This window comes from Nodosilinea sp. FACHB-131, from assembly GCF_014695395.1.
GTDB lineage: Bacteria > Cyanobacteriota > Cyanobacteriia > Phormidesmidales > Phormidesmidaceae > Nodosilinea.
This window is the reverse complement of record NZ_JACJOF010000027.1, coordinates 339,722-363,437: the sequence shown is the minus strand read 5'-3', so window position 1 is coordinate 363,437 and position 23,716 is coordinate 339,722. Positions and strand designations below refer to the sequence as shown.

At 56.8% G+C, this 23,716-nt stretch carries 18 protein-coding genes; 6 read left to right on the top strand and 12 right to left on the bottom strand.

Annotated features, from left to right (window positions below; all coding sequences use genetic code 11):
* Window positions 1-43: 43 nt before the first annotated feature.
* From H6F75_RS18055 to H6F75_RS18045, 3 genes are read right to left on the bottom strand one after another with little or no spacing between them, the layout of a single operon-like run.
* A complete protein-coding gene (locus tag H6F75_RS18055) occupies window positions 44-1,312 on the bottom strand; it encodes a glycosyl hydrolase family 8 (RefSeq protein ID WP_199303993.1) in 1,269 nt (422 codons plus the stop codon).
* Window positions 1,313-1,371: 59 nt separating this feature from the next.
* Window positions 1,372-3,735 carry a tetratricopeptide repeat protein gene (locus H6F75_RS18050; protein ID WP_190753834.1) on the bottom strand — a complete coding sequence of 788 codons (2,364 nt, stop codon included), beginning with the start codon at window positions 3,733-3,735 and terminating at the stop codon, window positions 1,372-1,374.
* Window positions 3,732-4,952 carry a hypothetical protein gene (locus H6F75_RS18045; RefSeq protein WP_190753833.1) on the bottom strand — a complete coding sequence of 407 codons (1,221 nt, stop codon included), beginning with the start codon at window positions 4,950-4,952 and terminating at the stop codon, window positions 3,732-3,734. Before H6F75_RS18045 ends, H6F75_RS18050 begins: the two co-directional genes overlap by 4 nt.
* A gap of 867 nt (window positions 4,953-5,819) precedes the next feature.
* On the opposite strand from H6F75_RS18045, the gene H6F75_RS18040 reads away from it, so the two are divergent.
* Window positions 5,820-6,545, top strand: a complete 726-nt coding sequence (locus tag H6F75_RS18040) for a hypothetical protein (protein ID WP_190753832.1) — start codon at window positions 5,820-5,822, stop codon at window positions 6,543-6,545.
* A gap of 14 nt (window positions 6,546-6,559) precedes the next feature.
* On the opposite strand, the gene H6F75_RS18035 is transcribed toward H6F75_RS18040, so the two are convergent.
* Window positions 6,560-7,099: a pentapeptide repeat-containing protein gene (locus H6F75_RS18035; protein ID WP_190753831.1), complete on the bottom strand. Its 540-nt coding sequence runs from the start codon at window positions 7,097-7,099 to the stop codon at window positions 6,560-6,562.
* Window positions 7,100-7,235: 136 nt separating this feature from the next.
* Window positions 7,236-7,580 carry a hypothetical protein gene (locus H6F75_RS18030; RefSeq protein WP_190753830.1) on the bottom strand — a complete coding sequence of 115 codons (345 nt, stop codon included), beginning with the start codon at window positions 7,578-7,580 and terminating at the stop codon, window positions 7,236-7,238.
* Window positions 7,581-7,822: 242 nt separating this feature from the next.
* Between H6F75_RS18030 and H6F75_RS18025 the strand changes: the two genes are divergently transcribed.
* Together H6F75_RS18025 and H6F75_RS18020 are read left to right on the top strand one after the other, a co-directional pair.
* Window positions 7,823-8,131, top strand: coding sequence for an antibiotic biosynthesis monooxygenase (locus H6F75_RS18025; protein WP_190753829.1), 309 nt, complete (start codon window positions 7,823-7,825; stop codon window positions 8,129-8,131).
* Window positions 8,115-8,651, top strand: a complete 537-nt coding sequence (locus tag H6F75_RS18020; protein ID WP_190753828.1) for a GNAT family N-acetyltransferase — start codon at window positions 8,115-8,117, stop codon at window positions 8,649-8,651. Before H6F75_RS18025 ends, H6F75_RS18020 begins: the two co-directional genes overlap by 17 nt.
* Window positions 8,652-8,679: 28 nt before the next feature.
* Here H6F75_RS18020 and glcD read toward each other — a convergent pair whose 3' ends face one another.
* From glcD to H6F75_RS17990, 6 genes are all read right to left on the bottom strand, one after another.
* Window positions 8,680-10,152, bottom strand: a complete 1,473-nt coding sequence (gene glcD, locus H6F75_RS18015) for a glycolate oxidase subunit GlcD (RefSeq protein ID WP_190753827.1) — start codon at window positions 10,150-10,152, stop codon at window positions 8,680-8,682.
* A 156-nt stretch (window positions 10,153-10,308) separates the two neighbouring features.
* A complete protein-coding gene (locus H6F75_RS18010) occupies window positions 10,309-14,817 on the bottom strand; it encodes a hybrid sensor histidine kinase/response regulator (protein ID WP_190753826.1) in 4,509 nt (1,502 codons plus the stop codon).
* Window positions 14,818-14,878: 61 nt separating this feature from the next.
* The gene (locus tag H6F75_RS18005; protein WP_190753825.1) at window positions 14,879-17,527 is read right to left on the bottom strand and encodes a methyl-accepting chemotaxis protein; all 2,649 of its coding nucleotides are present in this window, start codon (window positions 17,525-17,527) and stop codon (window positions 14,879-14,881) included.
* A 53-nt stretch (window positions 17,528-17,580) separates the two neighbouring features.
* Complete coding sequence (locus tag H6F75_RS18000; RefSeq protein ID WP_190627170.1) at window positions 17,581-18,111, bottom strand: chemotaxis protein CheW; 531 nt, start codon at window positions 18,109-18,111, stop codon at window positions 17,581-17,583.
* Window positions 18,112-18,154: 43 nt separating this feature from the next.
* Complete coding sequence (locus H6F75_RS17995; protein ID WP_190521686.1) at window positions 18,155-18,520, bottom strand: response regulator; 366 nt, start codon at window positions 18,518-18,520, stop codon at window positions 18,155-18,157.
* A 253-nt stretch (window positions 18,521-18,773) separates the two neighbouring features.
* Complete coding sequence (locus H6F75_RS17990) at window positions 18,774-20,045, bottom strand: response regulator (RefSeq protein WP_190753824.1); 1,272 nt, start codon at window positions 20,043-20,045, stop codon at window positions 18,774-18,776.
* A gap of 811 nt (window positions 20,046-20,856) precedes the next feature.
* On the opposite strand from H6F75_RS17990, the gene hmpF reads away from it, so the two are divergent.
* Window positions 20,857-22,608 carry a pilus motility taxis protein HmpF gene (gene hmpF / locus H6F75_RS17985; protein WP_190753823.1) on the top strand — a complete coding sequence of 584 codons (1,752 nt, stop codon included), beginning with the start codon at window positions 20,857-20,859 and terminating at the stop codon, window positions 22,606-22,608.
* Window positions 22,609-22,677: 69 nt separating this feature from the next.
* Window positions 22,678-22,884: a glycogen debranching protein gene (locus H6F75_RS17980; RefSeq protein ID WP_073608126.1), complete on the top strand. Its 207-nt coding sequence runs from the start codon at window positions 22,678-22,680 to the stop codon at window positions 22,882-22,884.
* Window positions 22,885-22,926: 42 nt separating this feature from the next.
* Here H6F75_RS17980 and H6F75_RS17975 read toward each other — a convergent pair whose 3' ends face one another.
* Window positions 22,927-23,265 (bottom strand): hypothetical protein, encoded by a 339-nt coding sequence (locus tag H6F75_RS17975; RefSeq protein WP_190753822.1) that lies wholly within the window; start codon window positions 23,263-23,265, stop codon window positions 22,927-22,929.
* A 120-nt stretch (window positions 23,266-23,385) separates the two neighbouring features.
* On the opposite strand from H6F75_RS17975, the gene H6F75_RS17970 reads away from it, so the two are divergent.
* On the top strand, window positions 23,386-23,595 hold the full coding sequence (locus tag H6F75_RS17970) for an RNA-binding S4 domain-containing protein (RefSeq protein ID WP_190753821.1): 210 nt from the start codon (window positions 23,386-23,388) through the stop codon (window positions 23,593-23,595).
* Window positions 23,596-23,716 lie beyond the last annotated feature (121 nt).

Below are 23,716 nucleotides of genomic sequence, written 5' to 3'. Positions count from 1 at the left end.
GGAAAGTGAGGAAGCGGTGATAGTTGACGTTTTTTGCGGTTGATTAGGGACTGCAGGTGCCGCCAGTGGTTTTGAGGCGATCGGGAGAAATTTCCAAGGGCAGCAGGCCAAACCAGGCAAGGTTTTGGGTGTAGTAGGCGGTATCGCTATCCCAAAAGCCGTTTTTGTAAGTTGGCTGCAGTTTTTGACTCAGAATTTCGGCGGCGATCGCGGGGTCTACCCGGGTCAGGGCCAGGTAAACCAGGGCATAGTGGGCGGTCGATTCGTAGCTGGTTTCAGCACTACCATCGAGGGTGAGGCGGGCGGGCAGGCGGCCATTTTGCTGCCAACGGCGAATCAGTTCGGGAGTACGGGCCTCTAGGTAGGCCTGGGCGCGGGGTTCGTTAAACCAGGCGGCATCTTGAGCAATGCGCCACCAAACCCGGAAGGCATCGAAGCTGTAGCGGCTTTGCAGCGGGTAGTCGAGGGGGAGCTGGCGGTAGGTGCCGCTGGCTGGGTTGTAGGCAATCCAGTCGGGGGGCAGGCCAGTGGCAGAAAACTCCGACAGGTCATCGAGCATGGTGTAGCCGCTGTCGATTAGGCTGGCCCAGTCGTGATCGCGATCGACCTCAGCAAACAGACGAAAGCTGGCGGGGGCAAAATACGACGGGTTGAGAATGACCTGGTCGGGCTCCAAGCTAAAGGCATCGGCAGGGCCGGGAATGAGTTGGCGGGTGCCATCAGGTAGCTCCACCGTGCCGTGCTCCCAGATGTCGGTCAGCAAGGCGCGAGCGTCGTCGAGGTATTGGGGGCACGACCAGCGGCGAGCGGCTAAGATCAGCGCGGTGGCGGCGTCGATGTCGGCGTCGGTGGCAAAGTTGGCATCCAATGTACCCCAGGAGCTGTCTGGACGCTGGCCCCATTTCCAGGCCCAGAGCAAGTCGGTTGGCTCGCCCGCTTCATCCAGGCGAGCGAGGTTGCTTTTGGCCCAGGTGTAGGTGCGATCGAAAGTGACAGGGTCGTTGATGGCAACGGCCCGCAGCATGGCGTAGGCCTGGCCTTCTGAAACGGTGCGATCGCTGTCTTCCCGGTCAATGACACGGCCATCGTCCTGAATAAACCGGCTGCGGTAGGCTTGCCAGCTTTCAATCAGCAGGTCGCTTTGGGGGCTGGGGACGGGCAGATTTAGGGCGACTTCCCCAGTGTTGAGGCAAGCGCAGGCGGCGGTTTGAATGGTGCAGCTGGGCGCGGCGGCTACTAGCACCAGAGCCAGGGGCAGGATCGTCAGCAACATACGGGTTTGCGTACGCCGCAGGTTAAAAAGTCGCATCATGGTAGGTCACCGGGGGGTGGGTGAGTGGATGGGTGGATGAGTGGATGGGTGGATGAGTTTTAGTAGCGCTCCCAGCTGGGTTGAAAGCCGCGGCGGCGGAGTAGGTCAAATTCCACGTCTTGAGCGCGCTGTTCGAGGTTGATGGGGGCGGCTTCGGGGGGGAGCTGTCGCAGTTGCTCTAGGGCCGAGAGCTTTTGGTCGTCGGCAATGTTGAGTTCTGCGATCGCATACCGAGCCTCCCAGTAGTCAGGATTCAGCGCTAGCACCTGGTTATAGAGGGTGCGGGCGGTGGACAGATTGCCCTGCTGAAACTGCACCCCAGCTAGGGCGGCCAGGGCACCGAGATTCTCAGGCTCTCGCTCTAGCACCTGCTGGTAGGCGGTGGTGGCCAGGGGCAGGTTCCCCTGGCGCTGGGCTAGCTCGCCCTGGAAGAAGTACACCGTCAGGTCGTCGGGGTTAGCAGCAATCAGCGCGTCCAGCTCGACCTGGGCTTGGGTGGGATTGGTCTGGGCCAACAGTTCAATAGTTCGCCACCGCAGCCAGAGATCGTCTGGCTGCTGGGTGAGTAAGGTCTGGTAGAGGTCGGCGCGGCGGCGATCGGCAGGCAGTGCGCCGGCTAGCTCAAACAGCTCTGGCGGTGGATCCTCCAGGTTTTGGGAGGCCAGCCAGCTCTCGAGGGTTTCAGCAGCGACGGTAGAGGTGATTTGCCCAGTGCGGTAGGCCAGCAGGGCGTAGCCCAGGGGATAGTTGGGGTTGTCGGGGTAGGCGGCGATCGCCGCTAAATACACCGGCAGCGCTGCCTCGGGCTGGCCTTGCAGAGTGCGCACAAAGGTCAGCCCCCGCAGGGCATCGGCGATGGTCTGCGAATTGGGCTGGGCGGCAATTACAGCCTCGTAGCGGCGGGCGCTGGCCTCCAGATCGCCCAGCTGCCGCTCTAGGTCGGCGACCAGCAGTTCTGTGCCCCAGTCGCCCTGCCCTGCACTGGTGGCGCTGTAGGCAGTGAGGGCATCGCGGGCGGCTTGCAAGTTGCCTTGGGCGAGGTGAAGTTGGGCGATGCGATAGGTCAGCAGCGGCGCATTCACCACTGCTGCCACGGCTTCGTAAACGGGCAGCAGGGCCGGGTCGGGATTATCCACACGCACCAGGGCGGTGGTAATGGCTCGCTGCTCCGGCGCTGAGCCGGGCATGGGAGAGAGCAGCGGCAAAATTTGCTCGGCCACTGTGGTGGCACTCTCGCTCCCCAAGCTGTAGGCTAGCAGGCGCGCTTTTACCACTAAGCTGGCGGTGTCAGGGTTTTCCACTGCCAGTTGCTCAAACATGGTCAGCGCCAAGGGCTGCGTGTCGGGCCACTCGCTCAGCACGTCGGCCACCTCAACCCGCAGGCCGTAGCTGGGAGCCACAGTCGCATCCAATGCCTGCTGGTATAGCAGGGTGGATTGTTCAAACAGAGCAGGGTCAAGCTGGCGGCGACCGATCGCACTATAGGCACGGGCCAGCGCCAGCCGCGCGTCGGCCTTACCCACCAGCGGGGCCAACAATTCCAGCGCTTTAGTGGTTTGACCACCGGCATCGTAGGCATTGGCCAGGCCGGTGCGAATGCTGAGAGAAAGGGCATCGGTGCGGTTAGGCTCTCTCAGTTTAGGTTCGAGCAGGGCGATCGCCCCCGCCGCATTGCCCGTCTCTTGTAGGGTCAGCGCGTAGGCCGTCAACGCCTCTACAGGCAATTCCCCTATCTGTCGGTAGCGGTCAAACAGAGCTAGAGCACCGTCATAGTCGCCGCTAAAGCTATAGATCTGTGCTGCCCCCAACAGCGTTTTGGGAGACGGATTCCGGCTTAGGAGCAGATCATAATCGGCCAGAGATTCAGAAAAGCGCCCCTGGTAGCCATAGAGTAATGCTCGCTGGCTAAGGGCCTCAAGATTGCCAGGATTTTGAGCTAACAGTCGAGTGAGGGCATTAATTCCCCCAATCTGCCACTCGGGCCGGTAACCGCCCAGCTCGCCCAGGGCTTCCAAGGCTTTGGAATTGTCAGGACTGACTTGCAGCACTGCCTGATAAGCGGCCCAAGCATCGGCGTCTCGGCCTGCCCGCTGGTAGGCGATCGCCAGCCCCAGCCGCGCCTCTGCAGAGTTTGGCTGCTGGCGTAGGGCCGTTTGGAAGGCGGTGATCGCGTCATTCACCCAGCCGCGATCGAGCAGAGTGTAACCTTCTCTCACCTGGGGCGATCGTTGCGCTAGGGCAGCGGGGCTGGCAACAATCTCTAAACCAAGGACGAGGGCTCCTATTAATAGAGAATTTCGCGCTAGGAAAAGTCCTCTAGGGATTCCTCTAGTTTCTTTAGGTAGAAAATCCTCCTTCAAGCCCCCATGGGGAAAGGGGGAGGATTTGGCGTTGTCCAGTTGCTTATGGGAGATGATTTTCATTCTGCTGCCCTCCGCAGGGGGTTCCACATCAGGTCGTAGCGCATCCGAAAGCCCAGGTAGGTTTCGCTAAAGGCGTTGCGCTGTTGCACACTCACCCCGGCGCGCAGGTTGTCGACAACTTGGGCGTCATAAAATAGCTCCCACACGTCGGGGGTGGGGCCGCCGTTGGCTTGCCGCAGAGCGCTATTGGAGAGCTGGCGACCGTAGCCCAGCCCGAGGCGATCGCCCGGCATAAATACGTCTAGCCCGTTGACGCCCAGGCTGTAGGTCTGGCCGCTGGCCCCCAGGGTTTGGTTGGTGTACCAGCCGTAGCGGCCAAAAAAGCCCAGCTTGAGACCAGGGATAAAGGCCTCGGCATTGAGGCCAAAGCCCGTCTCGCGATCGCCCGGCCGCGCACCAAACTCACCGTTGCCTCGATTAAACGAGCCGATCTCGCCAAAACCGTCGCTCTGGCCGGTATCGGTCGAGGTCACGTAGGTGCCCCGCACAATGGCATTGCCAAACCGCACCCCCACTTCCCCAGCAAACGAGTCGAGGGCAAAGCTGCCCAAATCGCGGCTCGACGAAAAGGTTGTGGCCGTCAGCGACACCGCATCCACCGGGGTCCAATTCACCAGGGCACCGGGGCGGGAGGCCACGTTCACCGTGCTCAACGCCGGGTTGGTTTGAAACACCGGGTTAAAGAAATGGGTCAGCGAGTCTTTGGCAAAGCTGTTGCGATCGAGGTACGAGGTCAAATCCATCAGCCCCACCGTGAACCGCAGTTCGGGCAGGTTGGCGGGCGAGGCCGTGAGATACAGCTCACTCAGGCTGAGGCCGGTTTGGTCAGTGTTAGAAAAGGCCTGCCCAGTGCTGAGGTCTACCGTAGCCCCGGCAAATACCGAAGGGCTGAGCACATAAATTCCCCCCACCCGCAGACGGGCTGAGCCCTCACTCCCCTGCTGCAAATAGGCCGCTTGGGCGAATACTTCAGAGCGCTCCGCTGGTTCGACAGTTTGGGCGACAGTCTGCTCTGGCTGAGATGGGGTATCGGCAGCAAGGGTTGTCGTTAAGGGAGCCGGTTCTGGTGTGGTCGGCACTGCGATCGGCAACTGAGTCGGGGAGCTTTCTTCAAGAAGCGCCGCCTCAGAGAATTCTTCTTCTAGCGATCTGTCAGCCTCACTGACCTGGGTTTGAGGCATGGCCTGGGCCAGCACCTCAGCAGGGCTGCTCTTCACCGTCTCTGGTTTGGGCCGCGGCAGAACCCTATCGCTGTTCGGCAACCAAAGCTCGCTGCTAGCAGCAGGGTCTACAGCAAATTCAGACCCACTATTTGTAGGAAATGCTGCCGGTGCATTCGTAGGCAATGCACCGTCTTTAGACAAATGGTTGGTAGGGAAGCTGTCTGCCGCTAAATCATTTTTAGGCAACTCGCTCCCCCAGGCAGCGGAGGGCAGTCCCAAGAGCGCAGTTGCCAGCACAATACCAGTTGTCGCGCCAGGTTTCAGCGCATATCGCAGCGCTGACCAAGCACTTATAGAATGCTCCATAAGATACTCAAAATAATTGGATGAAAATAAGCACGAAAGATATATCTGGCCTGCTAAGTAGCCAAATTAAAGAGATAGCTTGAATTCGCTAATCGATTGCCAATACCTGTCAAGGCAATCTAGCTGACATTCTCGCGCTTTAGTTCTTGCAAACCAAGGCGATCTAAGTCTCGGCGATCGTTGACATTTGATAAAAAGACTAAACTTTAGTCTGCAAGTATTCGACTATTGATCGGATCAACAGCGAAGATAAATTTCTAGAAACGTTGAATAAATTGATGTAATCATAACTGGGATCAACAAGCTGAGAATCAAACTCAGGCATCTAGTGACGGAATAATGATGTCAGGACGATTTCAGCTCAGGTACAGTCAAGCTCGGTGTTAGCGCTAACTCCACCTACAGATAGATTTTCCGCCGTCAGGATGAAATGCCGAAAAAGTTTTTAGCCTCTAGCCTTTGTGTGGAGTTGCAAAAGGCGTTCTCTAGGTATTGGTGTTAGAGGCGCGCTGTGGTTCTATGGGCTCTAGATAGATTGTTCCTCACCGCTAGTCAATGATTATTTCACGGCTAAAGAGAATTGGGTTGTTGGTGCTTACCCTGGTAGCCTGTGCGGCTTGTCAAGTTGCTCTGCCGCCCGCCTCATCTATTCCAGAGGCCACAACGCTCACCCTTAAAGCCACAGCTCAAGGCAATGGCGAGTTTGCCCTCGTTGGCACTACGAATTTACCTAACGATACTCAGCTGACGGCGATCGCCCTGCGACACTTGCTACCTGAAGGCACCACCTCTGGCGATCAGCCCCTCTATTCGGTGCTCGACTACCAGCCCGTCACCGTTGCTAATGGCCAGTGGTCGGCCCAGCTCAATCTCTGGCAGGTTGCCGCTGATGGCCGCTACCAAGAACCCTGGCAAGCCGAGGCCAATGCCCTTGGCCTAGCGGCTCAACCTAGCAAAACCGTGCAATTTGCCATTGTGCTGGCCCCTCACCATTTGGGTGCAGCTCTCAACGGCAAGCTAGCTCAAAATGGGCAGCAGCGACTAGCAAATGTGCTGCGAGTAACCTCCGGTGGAGAACCGTTTTTGTGGGCCGACCAAGTGCTGGCGGTTGCCTTGCCCAATGGGCAAACTACTCCCCCAGCAGACTTGCTAGCTCGCGCTAATGGGGGTTGGGGCGATCGCTACCTGCTGGTGCCAGAACCACCGCTGCCCTATACCCTCACCCCCGCAGACGAACGCCAAACTACCGCTCCCCTAGGCCCAGACGAACTGCTGCGCTAGGGTTGACCTCAAGGTTAAGACATTGCTTGCGGCACGAAAGCGCACTCTGAATCACGTATGGTGCCGTCAGGCATGACAGTTTGGCAGAACTTAGCGCCAGTTAGGTTGGCCTTGGTCAGGTTGGCTCCGGTCAAATTGGTATAGCGCAGGTTGGCCCAGTAGAGGTTGGCGTGGGTTAAGTCGGCTTTAGTGAGGTTAGCGCCTTCTAAATTGGCATGGCTAAGGTCAGCGTGGTCAAGACAACAATCGCGCAGGTCGGCATTAATCAGAGTGGCGCGGTGGCAGTGAATCTTGCGCAGATCGGCTTCGCGCAGGACGGCATTGGCCAAAGAGGCCCCGCGCAAATCAGCTTGGGCCAAAGTAATTTGATAGCCATCAATGTGGGTGAGGTCAGCCTGGTATAGGTTGGCCCGCGTGAGGTTAGTGCGGCGCAGGTCAGCATTGGCCAGGTGGGCTGCTGCCATGTTTAACCCCTGCAAATTTAGCCCGTGCAGGTCGCGGGCACCGGCCTGGTAGTAGCGATTAACCAGTTCTCTAAGGGTAGCTGGGGTCATTGCTGTAATGCCCTCTAAATAACGTTAAAAAAAGTGTAAAAAACAATGGGGGTGGTCGTCAGACCTACCCCCATTGTCGCGCTGCGATCGCGCTAGCGCACCAAGCATTACAAGAATGCTACATTCTCAGGCAAGCCTAAACGGCCCCAACACCTTTGCCGCGCTCATCGGACTCGGTGGTTACCTTACCTTTTTCTTCGTTTTGATTAATTTCGCGCAGTTCAGCCACACGTCGGTTTTTCTCGGCCTCTGCTTCTTCGCGCAGGTCACCGGGCTCATTGATGTACATTTCAGGCTCGATGGGGTAGTTATTGGCGAGACCTTCTTTGTCCACAGTTTGCCCACCGTGGATATCGGTAGGACTGTCGGACTCATCGCGTGGGTTCTTAAAGTTGCTACCCTCGCGTTCTTTACGGGCAGCAGTTTCTGCTGGAATAATATGCGGATCGTAATTGTCGCTTTCGGCTCTAGGATTAGACATTAAAACCTCCGGTAAGAATATAGTTAAGCGATTTAGGTAGGGTAAATTTCTCAGTTGTTACCCATCGCTGATGCAACTTTAGAGCGATACCTCCCCCAGTTGTATCTACCAGGAGGCTGAGGCTGCTGCTATAACCTTTGAAGGAGAAACCTCGTCTCATTTTCTGATGATGAAGGTAAAATAAATTCGCTATCTCTGCGTAGAAAAATAGCCGAGCTTGATTTCCAAAAAAAGGACATTCAATGGTACTAGAAGTTGCTGTTTTAACGATCAAAGCGGGTGCTCAATTTGAGTTTGAGAATGCTTTTCAAAGAGCTTCTAATATCCTTGTCGCTATGCCGGGTTATATGTCCTGCGAATTGCAGCGCTGTATTGAAACCAAGAATCAGTATGTGCTGCTAGTGCGTTGGCAAACTCTAGAAGACCACACTCTAGGGTTTCGACAATCACCAGAGTATCAAACCTGGCGTGCTCTGCTGCACCATTTCTACGAACCTTTCCCTACGGTTGAACACTATGAAACCGTATTGAGTCATGAAAATCTTTCCTGATCTTGAGACCCCGAGGCTGTGGCTACGCCAGTCAACTGAAGCCGACGCCAATGCTATTTTTTCGCTCTTTTCAGACTCCAGGGTGACTCAGTTTCACGACCTCGATACCTTCACTCAGCTCGATGAGGCTAGAGCGATCGTTGAACGGCGCAAAGTAGGATTTGAAACCGATCGCGGTATCCGCTGGGCGATCGCCCTCAAGCCTAGCAATTCTCTCATTGGCTCCTGCGGATTCACCTGGAATAGAGCATCAAATCTAGCCGAAGTGGGCTATGAATTGGCTAGCCAGTACTGGCGACAAGGCATCATGACTGAAGCGTTGAGCGCCATCCTAACCTATGGTTTTGAGGTAAAAGGTTTAGATAATATTGTTGCGGAGGTGATGCTAGAAAATATTGCCTCTCAACAGCTGTTAAAAAAGCTGGGATTTCAAAGTCAAGGCGTGCTTAAAAACCGTGGTTTTTGGAAAGGAAGACATCACGATTTAGAACAATTTTTATTGTCCAGACCGCAAACCTAGACGGTGGCCTTCTTCAGCTAAAGCCATTCTAAAAGTGCTCCACATTGGGCAGGGTTACGGCCGCTATGCTATGGGCCGCTTCGCCGCAGGTGCGCGGGGAGGGCAACAGCTTGGTGGGGTTGGCCAACAGATCGGGGTCGAGAGCCTGGCGTACCCAGCCCATTGTCTCCAAGTCTGTTGGCGAAAACATGTCGGGCATGTAGCAGCGCTTGTCGGCCCCAATGCCGTGTTCGCCCGAGATGCTGCCACCCACGCGCACGCACAGCTTGAGAATATCGCCGCCCAGGTCTTCTACCTGCTCCAGTTGGCCAGGGATGGCATTGTCGTAGAGAATCAGCGGGTGGAGGTTGCCGTCCCCGGCGTGGAAAACGTTGGCCACTCGGTAGCCGTGCTTGTCGCCTAAGGCCTCAATTTCTTTGAGCACGTAGGGCAGCTGGGTGCGGGGAATGACGCCATCCTGCACGTAGTAGTCGGGGCTGAGCTTGCCCATGGCGGCAAAGGCGGCTTTACGGCCCTTCCACAGTCGCAGGCGCTCCTCAGCCTCGGTGGCGATGGTGATAGTGCGAGCCCCGTTCTGGCGGCAGAGATCAGCAATGCGATCGCCCGTAGCCGTCACCTCCGCCGGCAAGCCATCGATCTCAATCAGCAAGATCGCTGCCGCATCGCGGGGGTAGCAGTTGGTGGCTACTACGTCTTCCACCGCGTTGAGGCTAAAGTTGTCCATCATTTCCATCCCAGCGGGAATAATACCCGCGCTGGTAATCGCTGACACGGCTGCCCCCGCTGCCTCAACTGAGGTGAAGTCGGCCAGCAATACCTGAATTGACTGGGGCGCTTTGAGAATGCGCAGGGTAATCTCAGTGGCAATGCCTAGGGTACCTTCAGAGCCCACAAATAGCCCGCAAAGATCGTAGCCAGGGGTTTCGGCTACCTCGCCGCCGAGGGTGACAATGTCGCCTGTGGGCAGCACCACCTTGAGACCCAGCACGTGGTTGGTGGTCACTCCGTACTTAAGACAGTGCACCCCGCCTGAGTTTTCGGCCACGTTGCCCCCCACCGAGCACACCGACTGGCTCGAGGGGTCAGGGGCGTAATAAAAGCCCGCTCCGCTCACCGCTTGAGTGACCCAGTTGTTAATCACCCCCGGCTGCACGACTACTCGCTGGTTGTCCAGATCCACCGAGAGGATTTGGTTCATGGTGGCGGTAACGATCAGCACCGAGTCTGCGATGGGCAGTGCCCCACCTGAAAGGCCAGTGCCCGCCCCTCGCGCCACAAAAGGCACTTGAAAGCGATCGCAGATTTTGACCACCGCTGCCACCTGCTCGGTGGTTTTGGGCAGCACGACCACAGCCGGTCGCTGACGATAGCTGGTCAGTCCGTCGCACTCGTAGACCAAGATTTCTTCTTTGCGGCGCACGACGCGATCGCTCCCCAGCGCAACGCTAAAGGCGTCAATGATCGGTACCCAGTCAATGCGCGATCGTTCCGCTACGGTCATAGCCCACACTGCTCAAGTTGTCTGTGATCCTAACCTGAACTGCCGTCGCTAAGCAGGGCGATCGTTTCCCGTTAAGGGCTCGACCATACCCACGAGCGCTCCGACCCATGAATTCGCCCTTGATTCGCCCCTCATTCGACTGACGGTTGCTAGCCCTTAAATTTCGGGTTCTTCAGATAGCTTGCGAGGAATCATGTTCTCACCCTTGAGCATGCGCTTGGCCGCATCCAGCAGCATTTCCTCCAGGTAGGGCTTGGTAAAGTAGCCTTTAGCGCCCAGATCAACGGCCATCTGCCGGTGGCGATCGGCCCCGCGGGAGGTCAGCATAGCGGTGGGAACCCGGCTCAGCACGTCATCTTTCTGCATCCGCGAGAGCAGTTCTAGACCATCCATGCGGGGCATTTCGATGTCGCAGAAGACTAGGTCGCAGGGTAGGCCGGAGCGTAGTTTTTCCCAGGCTTCCTGGCCGTCGCGGGCCTGTTCGACCCGATAGCCAATCTTGTTGAAGCTCATCGACAGCAGTTCACGCACCGTGATCGAGTCATCCACAATTAGCACCGTTGGGTCGGTGTGAGCGACGGTCTCAACCGGTTCCTCATCCACTGTCTGCGTCCACAGCGAGGTCGAAGCATCGCGCCGCAGGCGACCGCTGGCCAGATCGATCAGCTCCAGCACGTCGGCGATGGGCATAACTCGCCCATCGCCCAACACCGTGGCACCAGCAATGCCAATGGGCTTAGGTACTGGCCCCTCCAGCTGTTTAATCACAATCTCCTGTTCGCCAATCACCTGGTCAACCTGAAGAGCGATAAAGGTGCTGGCGCTGCGCAGCACCACCATAGAGACCACATCTTCATCCAGAGGGCCACCGTAGACCCGGCCCCGACCTAGACTGCGATTGAAGCGCAGCAGATCGCTGAGGGGACGGAAGGGCAGAAGCGTGTCGCGCCAGAGAATGCAGGCGTGGCCCTGGGCGTCGGTTTGAATGCGCTCTTTGGGCACGTCAAACATATCCTCAACCCCATCCATTGGGAAGGCGATGCGGGCCTGGTTGTTGACGCAGCTCAGGGCCTTAGTAATGCTCAGGGTAAGCGGCAGGCGGATGGTAAAGCTGGTGCCTTTGCCCACCTCAGACTCGACGGTGATCGAACCGCGAATGTCGGATAGGGCAGTGCGCACCACATCCATGCCCACGCCGCGTCCAGAGAAGTCATCGGCCTGATCGCGGGTGCTAAAGCCCGGCAAAAATAGCAGGTCGTAGACCTCGATCTCGGTCATGGTTTGGGCTTCGGCGGGGGTAATTAGCCCCTGCTTGAGGGCCTTGGCCTTAACCACTGCTGGGTTGATGCCGCCACCGTTGTCAGCGATGTAGATCACTGTTTGGTTGCCTTGGTAAAAGGCCCGCACAGTAATGGTTCCTTCTCGCCCCTTGCCCGTAGCCAGGCGCTCTTCGGGCGACTCAATGCCGTGGGTAATGGCGTTGTTGACCAAGTGGGTCATGGGGTCGTAGAGGCGCTCTAGAATCATTTTGTCGATCAGGGTGTCGCGCCCTTCGACCACCAGCTGGGCCTCTTTACCGCACTTCAGAGAAATATCGCGCACGGCACGGGGCAGACGCTCGGCGGTTTGGCCGAAGGGCACCATGCGCGCCTTGTTGAGACCCTCTTGCAGCTGGGTGGTAACCTGGCGAAACTGGCGGGCAATCTGGTCGGTGGAGTCAATGGTGAACTCAATGTCCGACGAGGCCTCCCGCACTCGGACAATCAGCTCAATCATCTCCTGGGAAAGGGTATGGAAGCCGGTGAAGCGGTCCATCTCGAGGGCATCAAAGGTGGCCCCGGTGGCGTGACCGCCGCCTCGATCAGAGGATGAAACCCCTAGGGCAAAGGCTTGACGGTTGGCAATGAGCGAGCTTTCTAGCAGCGATCGCTCGTACAAATCGCGCATGCGCTGCCCCACATCGTTGAGCTGCGAGACCTGGTGCAGCAGGTTGTCGAGAAACTGCCGCAGGCGTTCCTGGTCTTGCTCCAAGGAGTTGCGGTTGACCACCAGTTCACCCACCAGGTTGCTGAGGGTGTCGAGGTGGCCCACCGAAACGCGCATGGTTTGGTCGGTGGTGTTGGCGGCGCGGCGCGGCGATCGCCGCGCCGCCTGCATCGATGCGGTCCGCCGAGTCCCTAAGCTTGGGGCTGACCCGCCGAGCTGGTCGGCTTCTTCCAACAGCTTCTCAAGATCACCAAATTCATCATCGCTGCTGTCAAAGCTGGGGCTGGCGGTTGGTAGCCCGTTGTCTGGCTGTCTTAGAGCCACGGTATCGACGATTGGGGACTCCTCTCCCAGCAGGGCCTCTAAATCATCGAAGCTGTCGTTATCCCCACCATAGTCATCAAAACTTTGGCGGGCGGATATAGGAGTAGCCTCGGTGTGACCATTGCCGTTGTAGGCATCTCCTCCAAAACTATTAAAAGCATTGTTGGATAGGCTCAGCTCATCGTTTAGAGACCCGTTTGAGTCAGCGAACAGGTCAGCTTCAAAGACGGGGTCATCTAGTAAGCTTTCTAAATCAGCAAAGCTGGTTTCTTCTGCCGGTGCCTCAGGCCAGCTCCCATCAACGTCAAAAGAGGCAGCGGTTAGCTCGTCCCCGTCGCCGTCGTCGGTGGGAATATCAAAACTGGCGTCGGCCTCGGTTGCAGTCGGCTCAGGTTCTACGATGGCTTCGTCAGGGGCGTCATCAAACGCGAGGTCAAAAGCACTGTCGGTAAGGTTCAGCTCTCCAAATGGGTCATCTAGTAGGTCATCAGCTTCCCCAAAAAGATGCCCAGCCTCTGCCGCCGCGTCTGCGTCGTGGATCTGTCTGTCTGTGGTGAGCAGACCCGACGAGCCACCGCTAAACAGTCCGTTGTTGTCAGCGCTGGAGCCCTCGCCGCTAGAGCTATCTAAGTCAAGCTCTAGGTGTAGCTCAGGCATGGTGTGGGCATCGTCATCTTCGATGAAGTCGCCGTCGTCGAGCGAGTCAAAGAAGCTATCGACCTCGTTGCTGGTGGCACTGGCTGCATGTGCCTCAGCAGATTCGCCCATATCAAAGAAATCATCCACAGGGGCGTCAGTGATCTCCCCTGCGCCAAAGCCGAGCTCATCGTCGAGAAAATCTGCCAAGGGGTCTACGGCGGTTTCGGGTGGGGCCGTAGACTCTGGTGCCGCATCTTCGATGGGCAAGTCGGGCGCAGCATTGACAGGCTCTGGGTTTGCATTGGGCTCGCTCCCCGAAGCGGGCTCGACGCCTGCGCCGGCATCGAGGTCGTATCCAAACAAGCTGGCCATATCGTCAATGGCCGGGTTTTCAGCAGTGTCAAGTTCGCCAGCGACCGCCTCGGTGGCAAACAAATCGGCAAACTCAGAGTTGTCGCTATCGGCGGTAACGTTATCGTCTAGGTCTAAATCATCTAGGGAGACATCTGAAAAGTCCTCTTCCCAGATGTCGGTTAAGCTCGCGGGGGCACCCTCGAACAAGTCGGCCAGACTGTTGAGTTCCGCTGCCCCTACCTCTGGCCCCATGCTGCCGGCTGTTTCCTGGGGCATAACGGGTTCGGCGGGCAGCGACGTGTCAAATTGCCCAAAGACCGATTCCAAACCGGTTTCGGTTACATTGTCGGTGCTGTCTAGGGTCAGGTCTTCAAGCCAATTGTCGGTGCTATCTAGGGCCAGATCGTCGGCGTTGCCTTCCTCCGCAGCCGCAAACAAATCGGCTAAGTCAGGCCCATCAGAATTGTCGTTAAGCGCTTCAGCCAGCAAGGCGTCGAGGGTGGAGTCGGAGTCGTCGCTGCTCAACTCGGGCTCAGCTGAAACAGGGAGCAGGTCTTGCAGTGTTCTGGAGGCGGCTACTTGGTTGATGCCTCCGGCTAGCACCTGGTCCTGAGCCTGCTTGAGGTCTTTGATCACCACTGGCGCTAGGGTGCGGTAGGTCTGGTCAGGGTTTGCGATCGCCCGCTCAACCACCTGAGTCAGACTGCACCACTGAGCCAGCTCAAACTGTTCCCCCAGGCTGTGCATGCGTTGGCATAGCCGATTGAGTGCCTGGCGAGACGTGCTATTGTCGGGCTGCTTAAAGGTAGCCAGCATATCTCGCAACAGCGCTGGGACATCGCTGCGAAATACAAGTTGAAGGGCGCTGGTCTCAGGGTGAGGTGCTGCCGCTACCATTGTGGGTCGCGATGGTGCGGTTGTTGGGGCCGCCGCTGGGGCGGCAGCAACCAGCGAATCAAGGTGAGCTTCAGCCTGCACAAAAATGGGCTCCAAAGGAGCCATAATTTCCTGGGCTTGGTCGTTGGTGAGGCCAAAGGGGCTTTGCAGCTGCTCCAGCTGCTCCTGCAGCCCATCAAAGATTTGCAGCAGCATGGTTTCTAGGTCGCGATCGGGGCGTACGGTCGACTCTTTCATCACCTTGAAAAAGTCTTCCATGCGGTGGCTAGTGCGCTGAATGCTGTTGAGCCCCAGCATAGCCGCGCCGCCCTTCACCGAGTGGGCCGCCCGAAACACTTCGTTCATCATCTCAGAGTCATTGACGGTGGCCGCCAGGTTCAGCAAACCCTGCTCGATGGTGTTTAGATGATCTTTGGCTTCTTCAATGAAGTACCCCAAGATGCGTTTTTGATCTTCAGGCAGCATGTCAATTCCCCTCTGAATGCTTTTCGACCGTGTCCGGCTCACTCCCGTTGGCTAACTGCACCTAATTATCTGACTTATTCACTTTAAAGCGCTCCACCGAGGTCAGCAGGTCGCGGGCAACCCCCACCAGGTTTTGCAGTGACCCTGACACCCGCTGGGCCTCCTGAGAGGTCTCCTGGGCGGTGAGTTCTACCGATTGCATGACCTGGGCTACGGCGCGGGAGGTTTCGGTCTGCTCTACGGTGTCAGCGGTAATCGATCGCACCAGCACGTCAATGCGGTTTGACACTTGAATGATGTCTTCTAGCGATCGCTTCGCCTGCTCCGCCAAGCGGGTGCCCTCAATTACCTGCTGGGTGCCCTCTTCCATAGCGGTCATCACCCCGCCTGTCTCACTTTGAATTTGCAGCACAATCTGCTCAATCTCTTTAGAGGCCTTGGCGGCCCGGTCAGCCAGCTGCCGCACCTCGTCAGCCACAATGGCAAAGCCCCGACCTGCTTCCCCAGCTCGCGCCGCCTCAATACTGGCGTTGAGCGCCAGCAAGTTGGTGCGGGAGGCGATCTGCGAAATCAACGCCACAATCTTCGAAATTTCCTGGGACGATTCCGCCAGACGCTTCACCTTGCGGGTGGTCTCGGCCACCGTCTCGCGAATCTCGAGAATGCCCGCCACGGTGCGCTCCACCGACTCACCCCCCTTGAGGGCCGTAGATGATGCGGTGCGGGCCACTTCCTCGGCCTCACGAGCACTTTCGGCCACCCGCTGAATTGAGTCGGTCATGACCTGCACCGAGTTCAGCGTCACCGCGAGTTCCTCAGCCTGGCGCAGGGCGTCTGCCGATAGACTGCGGGCAAAAATCTCGTTTTCCGTCGACCCCTTGCTCACCTGGCGAGCGGCCACACTCACCTGTTCTACAATCTCCCGCAGGTTTTGAATGGTCAGGTTGAAGGAGTCGGCTACGGCTCCCAGCACGTCAGCGGTTACCTCTGCCTGCACGGTCAAGTCGCCCCGGGCCGCCCCCTCCACGTCGTCTAGCAGACGAATCACCTGGCGCTGGAGGTCTTCCTTGGCCTGCTCTTGCTCCTGAGCCTTGCGCTGGGCTTCGCTAGTAGTGGTTAAAATCACCCGCGACATCTTGTTAAAGCTGCTGGCCAGGCGACCAAACTCGTCTTCGGTAAACACCGTGGCCCGAGCCGACAAATTGCCCCTGATCACTGTGTCAAACTGCTGCTGCAGGTCGTCCACACTGCGGCCTACCTGGCGGTGGGCCAACCGCCCAACTACCAGGGCTGAGCCAAACCCGGCTACTCCACCTGCTAAGGCCATCGCCGCGTGCACGGCTTTGGGCATCGATCGCCCTGGCTGTAGGGTCGAAGCGGCAAAGTTAATCACGCCTACCGCCAAGGCCGAGGCAACACCAGCAGCAATGGCAACGATCAGCTCTTTAGTCGGCAGAGGAGCATTGTCTAAAAAGCCCAGCCAATCTTGCTCAGTGGTTACCGCTTCCACATCATGGCTATCGGTTTGGGTAAACACGGGCAGGCTATCACTGGCACCCGCAATGCTAAAAATATCATCGTCGCTGATCACCGCCTGATCGTTCATATCGCTAAGATCAAAGGCGGAAGTGCCCCCGGTAAAGCCGCTGTCGTCCGTTGAAGTCAAACCGGAGGTGCCTACTGAGGGTGTGGTAAACCCAGCGGAGCTGTCTGATAGCTCAAAGTCGGGTAAGTTACCCAGATCGTCAAAGTCGCTAAATTCGTCTAAAAAGTCAACGTTGCTGCTGGGTTGGGTGCTGTCGTCTAAGTCGGGCATGTATCCATTGTCGGCGTAGGCGTTGTAATCAAGATCGGAGCTATCGCCAGCGGTGTCGAGGTCGTCGATCAGGAGGTCGGGCTCAGGGGCAAACACCGTCATGTCGTCGCCGCCGTCGTCAGCGGGAGGCCAGCTCTGGTCAAAGCTATGGGAGGCCAACTCCATGTCGCTGTAAAGATCACCCCTCTGAGCCTCGGTGGCCCCACCAAAGGGGTCGTCGGCATTGCCTACTTCAAGGGAATCAAAGGAGGCATCGTCATCAAAGGTGATATCGTCTAGGCTCTCCTGGCCCTCAGCCCAGCCGCTGCCGGAGTCAGCGCCAAAACTAAGGTTAGCCCTGTCATCAGGATCGGTGGCAAAGGGGTTGTCAGTGGCAAACGGATCGGCCGCAAAGGAATCGGCTAGAGCGGTATCGCTAAACCCGACACTGGCGATCGAGCTAGGCATATCGTCCTCAAGGCTAAAGTCGCCGAGGTCGAAATGGCTATCTGACAGACCGGGGGCGCTGGTGGCTCTGACGCCGCTCTCCAAACCCATCGATATTGAAGCATCAGCGTCGAAGAAAGTATCTCCGGCATCGGTTTCGTAGTCTATCGCCGTTCCGGAGGATGCCTCCGCAGCAAACTGACTGGCATAGTCGAGACCGTTGCTGGCATAGTCGACGTATTCGGGCTCTGAGGTGAGATCGAGCACAGCACTATACTGGGCCGCAGCTACATCGTACCGCTGTAGGCCGTAGCAGTAGATATGGCCTCGCAATAGCAGCACGCTGGGGTCTTCGGGGTAATCGTCGGCCAGCTGATCGATAACTGCTGCAGCCTCCGAGTAGTTGCCCTGTACGTAGGCTCGTTCTGCTTTTTGATAGGCTTGAGAGTAATCGATGCCTGAAGCCATGGTCTTCTCCTGCCGGTGCAAATGTCCTAAGGGGGTTAAGGATGGGGCTAAGCCTAGGTAGCCCAGCGAGCTGAACGAATAACAGCAACGTGGTCAAGCAGCCTGAGGGTTTTGTTTTCCTCAGCGTCAATGACCCATTCACCGCGCAAAAATGGAGCCATCGTGTCGGGGCTATTGTCTGACACCCGGGTCTTGTCAGGGTTGAGCCAGCGGGTGCCCACAATTCGATTAACGGCCAAGCCTAACATAGTTCCCTGATCTTCAATGGCGATGACCGAAATCTCTGGACGATCGGTGTTGAGCACCGATGAATACCCGAGAAACTGACCCAAATCAGCTACCCATACCACCCGTCCCTGCTCGTTGAGGGTACCCAGCAGCAGGTGCGATACGTTGGGTATGGGAGTGATGCGATCGGGGGGCTGCTCGATAATGCGACGAATGCCGGTGGCAGGTAGCGCAAATTCATCTTCGGGAGTGACAAAGAAGCGCAAAAATAGCTCGCCATCAGGCGTTTCCAGCTCTTGCAGCTCTGGATCTTGGTCTTGCCCAGTCTGGGTGAGAAAATCAGGATTGCCTACCATAAGCTTGTTGTTACGTTATCCTCTGTTGCGTCACGCTTGAGTTCTATCCCCTGAGCAGCTGCTTGACTGTGCCAACCAGTTCGGTAGGTTGAAACGGCTTGGCAATGTAAGCGTCTGCCCCCTGTTTCATGCCCCAGTAGCGATCGAATTCTTCACCCTTAGAGGAGCACATCACCACCGGCAAGTTTTGGGTAGAGGGATCGGCTTTGATGCGCCGACAGAGCTCGTAGCCGTTCATGCGAGGCATGACAATATCGAGCACAACCATGTCTGGGCGGTGGCTCTGAATTTGCTCGAGGGCTTCCATGCCATCGCTAGCTACGGTAACGCTGAGGCCGATACCCCGTAGTAGCTCGGTAATCATTTCCCGTTGAGGAATACTATCTTCTACCACCAGAACTGTACTCATAGGTTGATTCAAAAAAGGCCAGCTAAATGGCCAGACGTAAACCGTCAGTGACGCTGTGCTACCGCTGGTCAAGGCTTAAGTCACAGACTGACCACGCTTAAAGCAGCCTCTAAGGACTTCAAACCTGTGACTCTAACGTACCCTCAAACGCAGGCTATGCTGTCGGTTTAGATAAATTAATCAACCGGGTTGTTTAGATTATGGCGAATCTTATTGAAATTGATCTAAAAACCCTTTGTTAGGCTAAGGAATGTTACTTGGGCATAGGGGCCTTGCTAAAGTCGATGTCGAATTCGTCTTCAATGGCTTCGGCTAGCAGGGTGTCGGGACGGGGCCGGTTGAGGTCGCCGGGGCCAGCGTACTTTTCCACCAGTGCTAGCAGCTCGCCAGGGCCAAAGGGCTTGGTCAGGTAGTCGGTTGCGCCGACCATTCTGGCTTTAACGCGGTCTAAAAAGCCATCTTTGCCGGTAAGCATGACGATAGGGGTTTGGCGGAAGGCGCTGGAGTGTCTCAGCATGGCGCATAGCTCGTACCCATCGAGCTCGGGCATAGTAATGTCGCAAAGAATTAGGTTGGGCTGCAGCTGAAACAGCAGGCCCAGGGCTTTGAGGGGGTTGCCGATGGAGGTGGCTTCATAGCCTTGCCCAGCCAGAATACGCTCTACGGCCTGGCGAACGGTGGTGCTGTCGTCGACGCAGACGATACGGGGTAGGCGGTCGGGCCCAGGCCGTTGATTGATGGGGGCTAGGTTGGCCTCAGTAGGGCCGTAGACTAGGCTAATTTGTCCCTGTTGCAGGGCGGGGACTAGGCTGCGAGCGACGCTGAGCAAATCGCGACTGAGGTAGCGGGCAATGCGGCGAATGGAAGTTTTGCCATCCATCCAGGTAACCATGCGCCGATAGACTTGGTTGGACACGCTGGCCTGAAAGGCTTCGGGTGCCAGTAGAATCGGGCACTGATCGGGCGATTGCAGATGGGGGTGCAGCTGATGCCAGGTTTGGATTTGCTGAGTGATGCCTGCGACTAGGTCGCTGATGGCGTGGGTCATCAGCTGGGGACTGAGGGCTGAGCTGAGCTGGAACACAAAGGCTCCATGGTGGAGGCTCAGCAGGTCAAAGAGGGTTTCGTGCACCATGTGGCTCAGAATGGTGCGGCCCTGATCGGGGGTGATTAAGTGCTGTTCGAGTAAAGCCCACAGGGTGCCGTACTCGAGGGAGTTGAAGGCTGCGATCGCGGCAGTAGTGCTGGGGTCTGGCAGCGACTGGTCAATGCCGTAGCGGTGCAGATGGTCACGCAGGCGATCGAGCTTGTTGTCGGTGGTGCCGGCGTAAACGAGCTGCCCGTTGGCTAAAAAAACAATCCAGGAGCGAGAATCAGCCGCTGTGAGCCCCCCATCAAAGGATTGATTGGAGGACTGGTTGTTAGTGCTGCCGTAGCTTTCTAGGTACAGTTCGCCGGTGCGCTGCCCCAGCTCAATGAGCTGTAGAATGCTGCGAATATCGATTTCTGACAAATAACCCTGCATGAGGCAACCCAAGATGGGAACAGCACCTGATCGGCCAGGCCAGGAAAGGTCGGGAACTGAGTTCAGCATGCCCTGACTAGAAACCCAATCGTACCCTTTGATTCTCTTGCCATAACGATTACCCTGCTAGAGGGCTGTGCCGCTGTGCTGAAGTGTTTAGATCTAGGAGGGCAATCGCGTTAGCTCAGGATAAAAGGAGCTGGGAACCGGTCCTCTCCGGCATGTTCCCAGTATACGGCGCTTCGTTGGAGATGCTGCGCGTTCAGGTCACGTGCTCTGCTCGGTAGGAAGATTTTTGGGAACTCTAAACGTGTGCTTCCTGCTGGAGAGGCTGCTCGGCTGCGATCGCTTACCCCATGTACCGGTTCTACCAGACCAAAATTAGCTAAGATTCCCATTAGCTTTGGCACCAGCGGTAGGATCCCATGAATGGGTAAAATAGCTCTAGCCGTTAGTCAAGGGTTGATGCGGCCCAGAGCAGTTACGTTGTCGCTGCTTTGGTGCGTCGCGATCTTTCGGCTGCAGGAGCTTGAACTTTACCCTGACTCAAAGGGTTTGCGATAGGGTTTATGGGTAAGCCAAATTACAACTAGGATAGACGGTAGCTTAGGTGGTAGATAGGATGCCTGGGAATCGAGGCTCTGAGCTAATCTAGAGCTAGCTAAATAGTGTATCAGGACACATTTACGCAGCCACCCAATCGTCTACCTAAACAAGCAGCCCCGTTCAACCAACGGTGCAAGGTCTTTAAAATTACTGCGTCAGATTTATTTCCTTAACGTCAACGTTCTAAGCCACGAGGACCACCAGCGTGCTGTACCTAGCAGAAGTCCAGAAAAAGACCGGGTTTATTGGCAGCGGCAAGCCTGAGTTTAAGCTACTTGCCTGTCAGCGCAGCGAGAATAGCTGGAGTGCCGTGACCGGGGACGAGACCCTAGTGGCCCCCGACGACGCCTCCTACAACGCCGGTGCCTTGGTAATGGTGGAGGTCAGCAATAACCGCCAAATTCAGCGTCACTATGAGGCGGGGCGATCGCTGACCACCATTCTGCAAAATTTCTCTAACCTGAGCAAAAAGTCTAAGACCCAGGAGGAAGAAATTGAGCAGTGGAAGCAGTCGCTTACCTTCCAAAGCCAGGAGCTTAACCGCCGTGAGCTAGAGCTAGAGACCCGCCAGGAGCAGGTCGAGCAGGCCGAAGCCGATCTGGAGCAGCTGGATGCCCAGCGCCAAGAGCTAGATCAGCTGCGTCAAAGCCTTGAGCAACAACAGGAAGAACTCACCCGAAAGAATCAGGATCTTGAAGGGGCTTGGGCCCACCTCAACGGTGAAATGCGCCGCCTAGAAGAGCAGCGGGCTGAAGGTAGTGGAGCCGCTGGCCTTGACCCAGACCAGGTGGCCAACCTGCAGGGTGCCCTTAACCGTCTTACCGAAGCTGTGATGCCCGTTGAAGCACTGCGGGATCCGCTCACCCATGCCACCGATGGACTGAACTACCATCAGGGACTGCTGGGCGACTACCGACAAGCTCTCGAAGACCAGCGCCAGGGCTTAGAACAGCGCCAGCAGGAGTTAGACCAGCAGGCTAGCCAGCTCAATCAGCGCTGGGTCGACTGGCGTCAGGCTGAAACCGCGCTGGTGGCCAAACGCGAAGATCTAAAGCTGCGTCAGCAGCTGGTTAAAACCCACCAGGAGCAGATTCAGACCCTAACGGATACCCTGCAAGCCCAGGCGAACCTGCACCAGAAAATCTACGACCTGCTCAACACTACTGACAAGGTGCGGCTGAGCAAAAAGGTCGATGTAGCGGCCTTGGAGGCTATGGATTTAGACCACCTCCAAACCATGGTGGGCGATCTGGAAAAAGATCTGGAGAAGATGTCTCGCTTTGTCTCTGACCAGGAAGAGGAGCTGAACCTAGAGCAGCAGGCCATTGATGAGATCAAGCTCAAGATTGAGCAGGCCAGCGAGTTTGAGCGCCTTCAGCTAGAAACCGAGATTGAAGAGGAGCAAGACCGCTACCAAATGCTCAACGAGACCCTAGTGGGCCAGCGGCGCAATCTGCTAGAGCGTGAGGAAGTATTAAGTCAGCATCAGGCGGTGCTGCGGCGCCGCCAGGGCCTAACGGTGGAGGAAACGCCGGTTAGCGCTGTCGATTTAGAGCCTTTGCTCAACACCATTGATACTCAGCGTCAGCACACGACGGATACGATTCAGGCTCTAGAGACTGAGGTGAAGAAGCTGCAGGATGGCATTAGTCAGCTTAAGAAGGAGATTGAAGCTGCTGAGGCGGCCTTGGCAACCCGCCGCACTGAGGTAGAAGCCTTTGAGGCAGATCTGCGGCGGCAGCAGCAAGATCTAGCAGGCTTGATGGGCAAGCTAGCGGTTTGCGAAGAACTGCTCAACCCGGCGCAGGAAAGCGTCAACGGGCTGAGACAGTCTTTGGAGAACCTAACTGGGGCGGTGACTAAACTTCAGGAGGTTAACGATTACCAGTTGCAGGCGATCGCAGAGCTGCGCCAAACCGTAGTTAGCGTCGGTGCTCCTCAGGTGGCGGCTTCCTAAGGTCTACCTCAAAAACAGAGGTTCCAAGTGCTAGAGTCGGCTAAGAGACGTCTAGAGGCACAACCGCGCATGATTTGGGTCAACGAACAGATTGATCCGTCAGGGATCATTTACTCGTGCATTGCCTGTAGCGACGAAGCTCAGGCCCAGGACTGCTACCAATCATTCTTAGACAACCTATCCGACGAGCAACGAGCCGCTGGCTGGGTCGCCCAAATACGCACCGTCGAGTCGTGGGATGAGGTGCCTGTGAACGCATTAAAGCTGAGCTATTGAGACCTTATAGCTGAGGGTACAAGTAGCTAGGCAGGACAAAGGCTAGTGACTGGACTGCCGCCAGCGCCAGCGCCGATCGAGCAGCGTGCGGCTCAGCACTCGCACAGGATCTTGAGATTCACCGGAGAATAGGGCAAAGTCTATAGGTCCCCAAGTTTGCTCTGCCTCTTCTGCCAAGGCCAGTAAACAGGGGTCGTCGAGGGCAATGCGATGGTCAAACCGCAGGGTGAGCAAGGGCAAGCCCCCGTGCCCGGCGCCAGTAATAACCCCCCAGTCATACTGGTCTAACAGCGTTTGGAGCGACGCGCTGGCGGCGCGGCGAAACTGCTCAAGCTGCTGTTGCTTCTGTCTAAGTTCTTGTAGGAGTTGGTGATTGGTCAACTTCGAGCCCCTTCACTGACAGCAGTGATATAAACACTCTTACTTGAGTGTAAGGGGCGGCTTAGACTCTAGAGTTGAAGACTTTCTATTGCTCTTTCACGCCATTCTTCTAATCGCCCTATGCCCAGTATGGATTACATCAAACTTGACCAGTTCTTGAAGCAAATGCAGGCGGTCTCTACGGGGGGACAGGCCAAGCTAATAATTCAAGATGGCGAGGTGAGCGTCAACGGTGAGGTCGAAACTCGGCGGGGACGCAAGCTGATCACAGGCGATCGCGTCTCCTTAGATGGGCAGACTTGGGTGGTTGATCTAGCGGCTCTCGGTTAGATGGCTTCCGCCTAAAATGACGCTACTGATCCAGCGGGTCTGCGACAAGGGCTGCCCTACAAAGTTTATCGATGTGTTAAGCAATCTCGAATCTTACCCAGGGAATGCTGATCTAGCCTTA

Excerpts from the sequence above, each read along its gene's own strand:
- H6F75_RS18055 (WP_199303993.1), bottom strand. The coding sequence starts at position 1,312 with ATGATGCGACTTTTTAACCTGCGGCGTACGCAAACCCGTATGTTGCTG.
- H6F75_RS18050 (WP_190753834.1), bottom strand. The coding sequence starts at position 3,735 with ATGAAAATCATCTCCCATAAGCAACTGGACAACGCCAAATCCTCCCCC.
- H6F75_RS18040 (WP_190753832.1), top strand. The coding sequence starts at position 5,820 with ATGATTATTTCACGGCTAAAGAGAATTGGGTTGTTGGTGCTTACCCTG.
- H6F75_RS18035 (WP_190753831.1), bottom strand. The coding sequence starts at position 7,099 with ATGACCCCAGCTACCCTTAGAGAACTGGTTAATCGCTACTACCAGGCC.
- H6F75_RS18030 (WP_190753830.1), bottom strand. The coding sequence starts at position 7,580 with ATGTCTAATCCTAGAGCCGAAAGCGACAATTACGATCCGCATATTATT.
- H6F75_RS18025 (WP_190753829.1), top strand. The coding sequence starts at position 7,823 with ATGGTACTAGAAGTTGCTGTTTTAACGATCAAAGCGGGTGCTCAATTT.
- H6F75_RS18020 (WP_190753828.1), top strand. The coding sequence starts at position 8,115 with ATGAAAATCTTTCCTGATCTTGAGACCCCGAGGCTGTGGCTACGCCAG.
- glcD (WP_190753827.1), bottom strand. The coding sequence starts at position 10,152 with ATGACCGTAGCGGAACGATCGCGCATTGACTGGGTACCGATCATTGAC.
- H6F75_RS18010 (WP_190753826.1), bottom strand. The coding sequence starts at position 14,817 with ATGCTGCCTGAAGATCAAAAACGCATCTTGGGGTACTTCATTGAAGAA.
- H6F75_RS18005 (WP_190753825.1), bottom strand. The coding sequence starts at position 17,527 with ATGGCTTCAGGCATCGATTACTCTCAAGCCTATCAAAAAGCAGAACGA.
- H6F75_RS18000 (WP_190627170.1), bottom strand. The coding sequence starts at position 18,111 with ATGGTAGGCAATCCTGATTTTCTCACCCAGACTGGGCAAGACCAAGAT.
- H6F75_RS17995 (WP_190521686.1), bottom strand. The coding sequence starts at position 18,520 with ATGAGTACAGTTCTGGTGGTAGAAGATAGTATTCCTCAACGGGAAATG.
- H6F75_RS17990 (WP_190753824.1), bottom strand. The coding sequence starts at position 20,045 with ATGCAGGGTTATTTGTCAGAAATCGATATTCGCAGCATTCTACAGCTC.
- H6F75_RS17980 (WP_073608126.1), top strand. The coding sequence starts at position 22,678 with ATGATTTGGGTCAACGAACAGATTGATCCGTCAGGGATCATTTACTCG.
- H6F75_RS17970 (WP_190753821.1), top strand. The coding sequence starts at position 23,386 with ATGCCCAGTATGGATTACATCAAACTTGACCAGTTCTTGAAGCAAATG.